Raw genomic sequence first — 11,616 nt, forward strand, 5'->3', positions numbered from 1 at the left:
TTTTTCAATACAGTTAAGCAAGTGTTTGCTTAGCAAAAAAACCACCTAATAAGTAAAGTTGATGCTACCTTTGACCTTCACCAAAAAAGTAAATTAGCGAAAAGTTATATGCTGTGTCGTTGTTACTGTATTTACTATTGAAGAAACGTTTAGCGTCTAACTGAAGAGCAAAATTGTTGCTAATTTGGTAATGCATACCTAGGCCTGCATTTAACGCAAATGTACTGTCACCATCATCTTCATTATTCTTTGCATACAACATTTCACCAGCACCTGCGCTAACAAACGGGCGAAAGCTACCATCGCTGTTAAAGTAATAGTTTGCACCCACATTAAATTGTTCAAATGTTTGGTCACCTGAACCAATTTCTCGCGGTAGTTGACCTTTTAAATAATCAAGCTTCATAGAGAATCGCGGTGAAAAATACAGACCTAAATTCCAGCCATTGGCAACATCTTGCTCTAAACCCCAATGCTCACCAGGATTTAAACTGCCGTAATTTAGACCAAGACCTATTACGCCGATATCAACTGGATCTTTATTACTAATATAGTTTTTTTGATAAGTAGGTGCTTGCTGTGCTTTACCTGAACCAAGTTGATAGTGCACATTAAGTTGCACTTGGTCTTCATACTCACCTGTTGGTAGTTGCGTCTTTGCAAAGTTAATGCCACCGGTACCCGCTTTAACCACTTCCATATCAAACAGGTTGTTAATCCCCTTACCCGCAGCATCAATTGGATCAAGTAAAAATAGCGACACATCACCTAAGGTTTTTGAGCCCAACACTTCTCCGCCGGTGCTACGAATTTCCATTTCTGTTTGGTATGCCCATTCGCCGTAAGCCCAACCTAATACCGGTGTAATCACTAAATCTTGCATTGACGGTATTTCAGCAAACCCTTCAATACCGTATTCCCAATAAAATGTGCTCATAGTGAATGCGTATAAAAACGAATCCCACTGGCGATAGCCTGACTTACGTGCAACTTGGTAATAAACACCACCAAAATACGGGTGCCCAATCCAGTTGAGCCACCAAACGTCGCGGTCCCATGTCGGACCTTCTTTTACATTGTCAGTCCACTTAGAAAATACGCCGTTTTCCTTATCCCATTTCGAGATATCTTCTGGCAACATTAAAATCAAACCAGCAACACCAAAACCATATGCCATTACCGATTGGGTTTGCGACCATAAACGTTCGCGATCTTGGCCGTGATTATCTGAAAATAAGTTTATTTGATAAGGTGACTGATAAAAGTCATCGGGAATATCTTTTAGATTCCAATCGCTATTACTCGGTAAATTATAGGTTTTAACTTCAACCGACGTAATGTCATCTTTAAGCTGGGTATTTAACTGTTTTTGCTCTTCCTGGTTAGCAAAAAGAGGTTGAGTCATCACTGATGAAAGCAGTGCTAACTTAATCATACGATTGAGCATTTTCATAGACTGTGTGTGCGTCCGTTCTTGGGTAAGCTGCAAAAAGGCGGCTATTTTAGCTGCTTTTGTAATTTAAGACACTTAATGTTAGCAAAAAATTGTAAACATCAATGCAAAAAGGCCACATTAGTGGCCTTTTTCGTCGTTTAGCTTATTTTATAGTTCAGCGTCATCCGCAGCTAAACTTTGCGTTTCACCTTCTTCAGGTTTAATTGTCGCTTGTAGCAATAACATTTCACGTAGTTTCTGCTCAATTTCATTGGCAATTTCAACATTCTCTTTTAAGAACTTAATAGAGTTTGCTTTACCTTGACCAATTTTGCTGCCTTTGTAGCTAAACCATGCACCCGCTTTATCAACTAAATTATGCTTAACACCTAAGTCAATTAGCTCGCCCTCTTTCGAGATACCTTGGCCATACATGATAATGAATTCAGCTTGTTTAAACGGCGGTGCAACTTTGTTCTTAACAATCTTAACGCGTGTTTCATTACCAACTATTTCATCGCCTTCTTTCACCGAACCCGTACGACGAATATCAATACGTACTGATGAATAGAATTTAAGTGCGTTACCGCCTGTTGTAGTTTCTGGATTACCAAACATAACACCAATTTTCATACGGATTTGGTTAATGAAAATACACAGTGTATTTGAGCGTTTGATGTTCGCAGTTAATTTACGTAATGCTTGCGACATTAGACGAGCTTGAAGACCAACGTGAGTATCACCCATATCACCTTCAATTTCCGCCTTCGGTGTTAGTGCAGCTACAGAGTCAACAATCACTACATCAACAGCACCTGAACGTACTAGCATATCGCAGATTTCTAACGCTTGCTCACCAGTATCTGGCTGAGAAACTAATAACTCGTCAACATTTACACCTAGCTTTTCAGCATAAACTGGGTCTAATGCGTGTTCAGCATCAACGAAAGCACATGTTTTGCCTTCTTTTTGCGCTGCCGCAATTACCTGTAGTGTTAATGTTGTTTTACCTGAAGATTCTGGACCATAAATCTCAACGATACGACCTGTTGGTAAACCACCTATACCAAGTGCAATATCAATACCCAGTGAACCTGTTGAAATAGCTTCAACATCTAGCGCTTGGCTATCGCCTAATTTCATAATTGAGCCTTTACCAAATTGGCGTTCAATTTGTGATAGCGCAGCTGTTAGGGCTTTTTGTTTATTATCGTCCATTTGACTCTCCGAATCTGTGTTATGCAGCAAAGTATACTGTATAGATTACCAGTATCAAGTGTTTTTTTATTAATTAATTAGCTCAATTGCTTTTTTCAATGAATATTCAATCACTTGCAATCTAACCTCGCTACGATTACCTGCGAACAAACAGTGTTCAACTGATAGTTTATCCAGTACTTTTACCGCAATCCATACAGTACCAACTGGTTTATCTTTTGTGCCACCTCCTGGGCCTGCGATGCCAGAAACAGCAATAGCAACGTCGGCGTTAGTTGCATTTATTGCCCCATCTGCCATCTGCTCGATAGTTTCTTTACTTACTGCACCAAATTGTTCAAGTATTTCTTGCTTAACCCCAAGTAACTCGTGCTTAGCATCATTACTGTAAGTGACAAAACAACGATCAATATAAGCTGAACTTCCCGCAGTATCGGTTAACGCATAACTAATACCACCACCAGTACACGATTCAGCAGTAGTGATCCAAAGCTTTTTATTCGTTAAACTAGCACCTAACTTTGCCGCTAGCTCAGAAATATGAGCGGGTAATATCATTTTTACACCTTTTACATAACAACTATTAGTCAATTATGCCGTTAGATTTATATTCAGACCATACTATCAGCCAACAAACGCCTATGATGCAGCAATACTTAAAAATTAAGGCTGAACATCGGGATATATTAGTCTTCTATCGCATGGGTGACTTTTACGAACTGTTTTTTGATGATGCCAAACGTGCCGCAGAATTACTCGATATTTCGCAAACTCATCGCGGCAAAGCCGGAGGCGACCCTATTCCAATGGCGGGGGTGCCTTATCATGCAGTTGAAAACTACCTAGCGCGCCTAGTGCAAATGGGCGAATCTGTTGCCATATGTGAGCAAGTTGGCGATCCTGCCACCAGCAAAGGACCAGTAGAGCGCAAAGTAGTACGCATTATTACGCCGGGTACCATTTCTGATGAAGCCTTATTAAAAGAGCGTCAAGACAACTTGTTATGCGCAGTATCGCATAACGACAAAGGTGCATACGGCATTGCTTATTTGGATATCAACTCAGGTCGTTTTCGCATTTTACAAGTCGATACCGACGAAGCCCTGAATTCAAGCTTGCAACGCATTTCACCCGCTGAACTACTCTATCCTGAAACCTTTGAAAATTTAGCGCTGATTGAACAGTGTAATGGCCTGCGTCGTCGCCCTATTTGGGAGTTCGATTTAGACAGCGCCAAAACAGCACTTAACAAGCAGTTTGGTACCAAAGATCTTGTTGGTTTTGGCGTTGAAAACGCACATATTGCATTACAAGCTGCTGGCTGTTTAATGCAATATGTAAAAGACACTCAGCGCACTGCACTGCCGCACCTTAATGCGATTGGTCTTGAGCAAAATGAACAAAATGTCATTCTGGATGCCGCAACCCGTAAAAATTTAGAACTGACCGTCAATTTATCGGGCGGGTTTGACAATACCTTGGCGCAAGTACTTGATAAAACAGCAACGCCTATGGGCTCTCGCTTGTTAAAGCGTCGCCTGCATAGCCCTATTCGCGACCAGCAAGAACTTAACAACCGCCTTGATGCACTCGGTGAAATCCACGACTTAGCAATTAATTTTGAACTACACGATACACTCAAACAAGTCGGTGACTTAGAGCGTATTATTGCGCGCTTGGCATTGCGTTCAGCAAGACCACGTGATTTATCGCGTTTACGTTTAGCGCTGCAAACACTGCACCCTATTCACGATTTATTAAATGATGCGAATAGCACGCGCTTAAAACAAATCAAGCATGCCACACCGATTTTAACTGAACTTCAAGAGCTACTTGAACACGCTATTATCGACAACCCTCCGGTACTAATTCGCGATGGTGGTGTTATTGCCCCAGGCTATAACGCCGAACTCGACCAGTGGCGCAACCTTAGCAAAGGTGCAACCGATATTCTTGAGCAAATGGAAATTCGCGAACGCGAGCGCACAGGCATTGCAACCTTAAAAATTAGCTACAATAAAGTGCATGGCTATTACATTGAAGTCAGTAAGGCCAACGCTAACCTTGTACCGGCAGATTACGTACGCCGTCAAACACTGAAAAATAACGAACGCTATATTATTCCTGAACTGAAAGAGCACGAAGACAAGGTTCTTAACAGCCAATCAAATGCATTGGCACTTGAAAAGCGTCTGTATGAAGAATTATTCGATATTATTTCGCCGCAAATTGACGTACTGCAAAAAATGGCTGCGGCGCTCAGTGAACTGGATGTCATTAATAATCTTGCTGAACGTGCTGAGTCTCTCGATTATGTTAGGCCCAACCTTAGTGAAGATAACTGCATAGACATTAAAGGTGGCCGTCATCCTGTGGTTGAGTTTGTTATGCAACAACCATTTATTGCCAACCCAACTTACCTTGATGATAAGCGCAAAATGTTAATTATTACCGGGCCAAATATGGGGGGTAAATCAACCTATATGCGTCAAACTGCGTTAATCGTCTTAATGGCACATATTGGTTGTTATATTCCAGCGCAATCTGCGAGCATAGGCATTACCGACCGTATTTTTACACGTATTGGCGCGAGCGATGACCTTGCATCAGGTCGCTCAACCTTTATGGTAGAAATGACTGAAACCGCTAACATTCTTAACAATGCTACCGAAAACTCACTGGTATTAATGGATGAAATTGGCCGCGGTACCAGTACTTATGATGGCCTATCACTGGCGTGGGCAACAGCCGAATATTTAGCGAAGAATATCGCTGCTAAAACACTGTTTGCAACTCACTACTTTGAACTAACTGAGCTTGTTGACCAGCTGGAAATTTTAGCCAATGTACACCTAGATGCAATTGAATACCAAGATACCATTGCGTTTAAACACACTGTATTAGATGGCGCAGCAAGTAAAAGCTTTGGCTTACAAGTAGCGGGCCTTGCAGGTGTGCCAAAAGCAGTAATCAACCGTGCAAAACAAAAGCTTTCATTGTTGGAGCAGCATCAAAGTGTCAGTGAAATGCCGCTTAACAACGCGGCAGATATGCAAATATCACAACAGGCAAGTTTATTTGATGCGCCTAACCCTGTGGTTGAAACCTTAGACACTATTGACCCGAACGATTTAACCCCGCGTCAAGCACTTGATTTAGTATTTAAACTGAAACAACTGGCAAAAAGTAACTAGCTCGCGTCTGCGCTAGCTAGTTTTTTTCTAACCTGAACTCGGGTTACTACCTTTAATTTAGAGCAGAGCTTGTCCTTTTTCTGACAAGCTCACTTTAACCCCGTGATAAAACTCTATTTCTTGGTGCAATAAACTGTCTTGCGTCGATATATTCAAATACTCTCGCATTTCTTCAATCTGACACCAAAAACTTAAATCTCCCATAAACGGGACTTCTTCCAAATCTTGATTCGCACCAAATAACTGCGCTAACGACAAAGTTTGTCCGTTTAAACAATCCAAAATCTGCCATTGTGTGCGGTTTAAACCGATATCATCAGGTTGCTCTTGCAAGAAGCGTTGAACCGAAGTTTTAAGATTAGGCCAGTGTTTGAAATCGAGCGCTAAACATCCTTCTAACGTTGCTAAATCGGTTGTCAGTGCTTGCCACACCGTCGTTGCTAATTCAAAAAATGGCTCACTTGGACTAAAGCGGGTTTTATAATACTGTGCAATTTGGCTTGCCTCTAATTCTCGCGGAGGTAAATGATCAGATAATAAAACCACGAACAGATTACGCGTGGTGTTAAATTTCGCCCGATACCACGCAATAAACTGTAAGCCAATCAAACTATCAAACAGCTCTGGCGTTAACCACAAGGTGACTTCATCGCTGTCTTCTATGGCATTTAATTTATCGTTACGCGCCTCAAACTTGGCCCGTACGTCTTTGAGCGGTAAACAAAAGTAGTCTGCTAAAAATGCGGCGCGATAACCACTCATCGCAGGCAGCGATACTTCAGCGCTAATAGGACCATGATGCAGCACATCTTGCCACGCAATAAATTGCCCCTGAATGCCAATGCGCTTTAAAAATAGGTTTGCACTGTCGCCATTAGTAATATGATACATAAACTAACCTCATCGACTGATAGTTGTTTGTTCTAATCCACTAAATAATATTCAACACTCGAAACCACGCGCACACGTTTAATATGTGGTGAGTTAGAGTCGCGGTCTGAAATACTAAACTGCCCTTGGCGCGCAGATTTAATTTTACCTAAGGTGGATTTTGAATCGGTGGCAAATTTTTCAGCAACTTCGCGTGCTTTTTCTGTTGCTTGTTGGATCATCTCCGGCTTGATGTCATTTAAACCAGTAAAAATGTACTGTACTTTAGCGTCGTAGCGATCGCTTGAGATGGCAATGCCTTGTTTTGCAAGTTGCGTCACTTTAGTTAATGCGTGGCGCACTTTTTCTGGCTCGTGGCTATAAACCGTAATGCTCGACATCACAAAATAACGCATTTGGCCTTTTTCTAATTGCGCGTAAGGCTGCGCTAGTTTGTCTGCAACATTAGGCGGCGATACTGAAATTTCTTCCTCGCTAAAACCATGTAATGCTAAAAATGCACGTACTGCTTGGTTTTTAGCCTCTAATTCATCAATCAATTTTGTTAAGTCGTTACCCGCAAGTGAGTAATTAATCGGCCAAATAACGGTGTTTGCCATCACTTCTTTTTCTGCCAGTCCTTTTACCGCTACACTGCGGTCGAGGGTTTTAAACTCTACAATGCCTTGTTTTAACAACAAGCTGGCAACAATAATTGCCAGTGCAAAGATAATCGTACTGGTTAGCGATTGTTTATTCATGGTTATCTACCCTATGTTTATCCTTGCCAAAGTATTCCGGCGTTTGCGTTGACAGTACTTTCAGCGGCTGCGATGACGTTACCTTAACACCATGTGGTGTATTTTCATCAATCTTTACAAAATCGCCTTTTTTAATTGTGAAGGTTTTATCACCAAGCTGCATTTGCCCTTCACCGTCGACAATGTAAACCATTTCACTGTGCTCTTTATGAATATGCAGTGGTACTGACTTTTTAACATAGATCAGAAATTGGCTTGCATCTTGGTTGCTAGTTAGCGGCACAACTTTTACGTTGTCTAAATCACTTGGTGCAACCATTTGCTCAAGATTGATAGGTGCTGCGCTAATCGCAGCGCTCAGCAGCAGTAGAGTCATATTTATTAGTCCATATTTATGCCCTGTTGAGCATAACAAGACCCTGTTTTATATCAAGTATCTAACAACATTATTGCTTTATACTTGTAAACGAATTTTATAAGATAGCAACAACTCAACTGTGGTGAAACGCTATGACGGTAAAAAGGATAAGTCAATTTTTCAACCCTAAATCAGTGGCAGTTATTGGTGCGTCAAACCGTACCAATCGCGCGGGTTACGTGGTGATGCGCAACTTGTTGCAAGGCGGTTTTAATGGCCCAATTATGCCAGTAACGCCAAAATACAAGGCTGTTCATGGCGTGCTTGCTTACCCTACAATAGACGCCCTGCCACAAGTGCCCGATTTAGCCGTTATTTGCACCAGTAAAGACCGTTGCTGCCAAATTGTTGAACAACTAGGTAACAAAGGCTGCAAAAATGCCGTCATTATCGCATCAGGTATTGATAAAGATTTAAAGCACGCACTTATCGAAACCGCACGCAAAGCTAATGTAAATATACTCGGGCCAAATAGCCTTGGATTATTAATCCCGCGTATCGGACTTAACGCAAGTTTCTCCCATATGGTCGCTAAGCCCGGAAAAATAGCTTTCGTGTCGCAATCTGCCGCTGTTTGCTCAACAATTCTCGACTGGGCACAAACAAAAGACATTGGCTTTTCATATTTTGTCTCGGTGGGCGATTGTGGCGATATTGATTTTGATGAATTGGTCGATTTTTTAGGGCGTGATGCCAATACCCAAGCGATCTTGCTGTATATCGACAATATTGAACATACCCGTCAATTTATTTCCGCTGCACGAGCCGCTGCGTTCAGTAAACCCGTCATTGCAATAAAAACGGGGAAAACCGCCGCGGGCGCAGATGCTGCTATGGCGCACACCGGTGGCAACCAAGGTTCCGATGCGGTGTATGATGCGATGTTTCAGCGTGCCGGTATGCTGCGCGTAAATGACTTACGCGAACTGTTTGCCGCAACACAAACCTTAGCACTGCACCCTAAACTATTAAAACAAGAAGCCCTGACCATTTTAACCAATGGCGGCGGACCAGGTGTAATGTCTGTAGACACCTTGATCCAAAGCTCGGGCAAACTTGCTGAACTTTCGAAAGAAACCATTACTAAATTAAATCAGGTATTGCCTCAGCACACCTCGTTCGCCAACCCTGTTGATATTTACGGCGATTCCGATCCGTGGCGCTATCAAAAGGCGGTCGAAATTTTAGTGCAAGCACCTGAGGTTGATAATTTACTCATTTTACATAGCCCATCGGCATTAGCTCCTAGCGAGGAGTTTGCTAAGATTATTGCAGAAACGGTAAACAAAGTACCGAAAATGCAGCGCCCGTATGTAATGACCAACTTTATGGGTGAAACGGCAGCCTATGAAGCGCGTAAAGTTTGCCAATCAGCGGGCATTCCCACTTACCGCACACCCGAAGGTGCAGTAGCGGCTTACATGCACTTAATTCAGTATCGCCGTAACCAAAAGCACTTAACGCAAACACCAGAATCCCTATTAGATTCAGACAATATTCACACTGAACAAGCTGGCAAACTAATAAGCGGCTACCTGCAAGAGAAGCGTCACTACTTGCCTACGCATGATGCAGCAGCACTGCTTGAGTGTTATCAAATTAACTGCATTGCAACTGAGCATGCATTTACACCTAGCGAGGCGCGCGAACTAGCCGAGAGCATTGGCTTTCCGGTTGCGCTTAAATTAGTAAGCCCTAACATTCCATCTAAGTCTGATGTTGGTGGTGTCGTATTAAATTTAAACGATGGCGTTGAAGTAGAGCAAACAGCATTTAATATGCTACTGCGAATTAATGAAACTTACCCAGATGCCAAAATTGATGGTTTTGCGCTACAAAAAATGGCAACCCGTGCTGGCGGTCAAGAGCTGCGCATAGCAGTTAAAACAGATGCTAATTTTGGCCCGGTTATTTTACTCGGCGAAGCTGGTACTGCTCTTAACTTTGACCTTGCAGCTGTTGCTCTGCCACCGCTTAATATGAATCTAGCCAAGTACTTAATTGCCGCAGCAAGCGATAAAGGGTTTATCAAAGAAAAACATTTACCAACCAAAATCGACAAGTACACTCTGTGCGCTATGCTTACTCGCGTATCACAAATGGTGGTTGAAAATCCCGATATCAAATCACTTGAGCTTAACCCAGTACTGGCTTTACAAGGTAAATTCTTAGTACTTGATGCAGCTATTGAGCTTGAAAAATACCAAGCATCAAGTCGCGCAAAACGCTTAGCAATTAAACCTTATCCAAAAGAGCTTGAGCAAAATATTAGCCTTAAAGATGGATCAGCTGCGATATTAAGACCAATTCGTCCAGAAGATGAAGAAGCGCATCGAGAGTTTGATAATCAGCTAACCAAAGAAGATAGATACAAACGCTTCTTTGGTGAAATGCCACAATTTAGTCATGAGCAATTAGCCAAAATGACGCAAATTGATTACGACCGCGAAATGGCGTTTATCGTTACGCAACGACGCGACGATAAATGGCAAACACTTGGTGTGTCGCGTGTGTTAATGGACCCAGATAACCTTGTTGCCGAGTTTGCCGTAGTTGTGCGCTCCGACCTAAAAGGGCTTGGGCTTGGTCGTATTCTAATGCAATCGGTGATCGATCATTGTAAACGCCAAAATGTGCAAAAAATTGAAGGCCTTACCTTACCTGAAAACGGTGGCATGATTGGCCTGTCAGAAAAACTAGGCTTTAAAGTCACGCGTGATTTCGAAGAAGGTACGGTTATTATGACAATGCCACTTAACTAAGAGGTCGATGTGAATCAATTACGACTGAGTATTGCACAAGTATTAGAAAGTTCTGGTGAAGGACTAAAACTTGGTAGGTTTATCGATGCGCTGTTGATACTGCTGATTATAGGTAATGTCGTTGCGATTGTACTCGAGTCGGTTGAAGAGGTCGCTGCCAGCTACACGCATCTTTTTTTAGCAATTGAAATCTTCTCTGTCGCGATTTTTACTATCGAATACCTGCTGCGCTTATGGGTCTGTGTTGATAAAGAACATTATCGCGATTTACCTATTCCTAACTGGCGAAAACGCATTCGTTATTTGCGCTCTCCTTTAGCGATTATTGATTTAATGGCGATTTTGCCAACATATTTAATGCTGTTCGTCAGCTTTGATTTGCGTTTCTTACGTGTATTTAGACTATTACGTGTTTTTAAGCTGACTCGCTATTCCCGTGCAATGCAATTATTGTTGCAAAGTATTCGAGAAGAAAAAGGCCCATTGCTTGCCGCATTTTTCATTATGAGTGTGGCGCTTATCACCGCATCGTGCGGTATTTACTTAATTGAACATGACGAACAGCCGGATAAGTTTGGCTCTATTCCCGATGCCATGTGGTGGGCAATGGCAACACTCACCACGGTTGGTTATGGTGATGTTGTGCCAATTACCCCGCTTGGCCGCTTTTTTGGTGGGGTAATAACCGTGCTGAGTATGGGTATGGTGGCAATCCCAACAGGTTTGCTGGCATCGAGCTTTTCAGATCAATTAAGACGCCGTAGGGTGCAATTCGCGCAGTACGTTGCGTTATGCTCACGCGATGGTGATATTTGCGAAAAAGACCAAATACAAATTGAAGAAATGCGTATTGAACTAGGCTTAAGTAAAAAAGAAGCTGAGCGCGCCATTAAGCGTAAAATGAATGAAATAAAACACATTAATTATTGCGCTAACTGTGGCCATAAAATCCCTTAGC

The 11,616-nt window shown here is 42.2% G+C and carries 9 protein-coding genes; 3 read left to right on the forward strand and 6 right to left on the reverse strand.

Going from position 1 to position 11,616, the window contains the following annotated elements:
- Positions 1 to 64: 64 nt before the first annotated feature.
- The 3 genes from AC2IOM_RS01245 to AC2IOM_RS01255 form a co-directional block, all read right to left on the reverse strand.
- Complete coding sequence (locus tag AC2IOM_RS01245) at positions 65 to 1,435, reverse strand: DUF3943 domain-containing protein (protein ID WP_486358876.1); 1,371 nt, start codon at positions 1,433 to 1,435, stop codon at positions 65 to 67.
- Positions 1,436 to 1,603: 168 nt separating this feature from the next.
- Positions 1,604 to 2,653, reverse strand: coding sequence for a recombinase RecA (gene recA / locus AC2IOM_RS01250; RefSeq protein ID WP_010560890.1), 1,050 nt, complete (start codon positions 2,651 to 2,653; stop codon positions 1,604 to 1,606).
- Positions 2,654 to 2,722: 69 nt separating this feature from the next.
- Positions 2,723 to 3,211, reverse strand: a complete 489-nt coding sequence (locus tag AC2IOM_RS01255; protein WP_010560891.1) for a CinA family protein — start codon at positions 3,209 to 3,211, stop codon at positions 2,723 to 2,725.
- Positions 3,212 to 3,246: 35 nt separating this feature from the next.
- On the opposite strand from AC2IOM_RS01255, the gene mutS reads away from it, so the two are divergent.
- Entirely contained in the window at positions 3,247 to 5,847 is a 2,601-nt protein-coding gene (gene mutS / locus AC2IOM_RS01260) for a DNA mismatch repair protein MutS (protein WP_486358877.1), read from the forward strand.
- A 57-nt stretch (positions 5,848 to 5,904) separates the two neighbouring features.
- On the opposite strand, the gene AC2IOM_RS01265 is transcribed toward mutS, so the two are convergent.
- From AC2IOM_RS01265 to AC2IOM_RS01275, 3 genes are read right to left on the reverse strand one after another with little or no spacing between them, the layout of a single operon-like run.
- Complete coding sequence (locus AC2IOM_RS01265; RefSeq protein WP_486358878.1) at positions 5,905 to 6,738, reverse strand: DUF1835 domain-containing protein; 834 nt, start codon at positions 6,736 to 6,738, stop codon at positions 5,905 to 5,907.
- Between the two features lie 32 nt (positions 6,739 to 6,770).
- Positions 6,771 to 7,478, reverse strand: a complete 708-nt coding sequence (locus tag AC2IOM_RS01270; RefSeq protein WP_486358879.1) for an SIMPL domain-containing protein — start codon at positions 7,476 to 7,478, stop codon at positions 6,771 to 6,773.
- Complete coding sequence (locus AC2IOM_RS01275; protein WP_010560895.1) at positions 7,471 to 7,854, reverse strand: cupin domain-containing protein; 384 nt, start codon at positions 7,852 to 7,854, stop codon at positions 7,471 to 7,473. The genes AC2IOM_RS01270 and AC2IOM_RS01275 overlap by 8 nt, the downstream gene beginning before the upstream one ends.
- A 134-nt stretch (positions 7,855 to 7,988) precedes the next feature.
- Here AC2IOM_RS01275 and AC2IOM_RS01280 point away from each other — a divergent pair, with 134 nt between their 5' ends.
- Both AC2IOM_RS01280 and AC2IOM_RS01285 read left to right on the forward strand, forming a co-directional pair.
- Positions 7,989 to 10,658, forward strand: coding sequence for a bifunctional acetate--CoA ligase family protein/GNAT family N-acetyltransferase (locus tag AC2IOM_RS01280; RefSeq protein ID WP_336434563.1), 2,670 nt, complete (start codon positions 7,989 to 7,991; stop codon positions 10,656 to 10,658).
- Positions 10,659 to 10,667: 9 nt separating this feature from the next.
- Complete coding sequence (locus AC2IOM_RS01285; protein WP_100912805.1) at positions 10,668 to 11,615, forward strand: ion transporter; 948 nt, start codon at positions 10,668 to 10,670, stop codon at positions 11,613 to 11,615.
- Position 11,616 lies beyond the last annotated feature (1 nt).

The organism is Pseudoalteromonas sp. NS-SX12, from assembly GCF_057367955.1.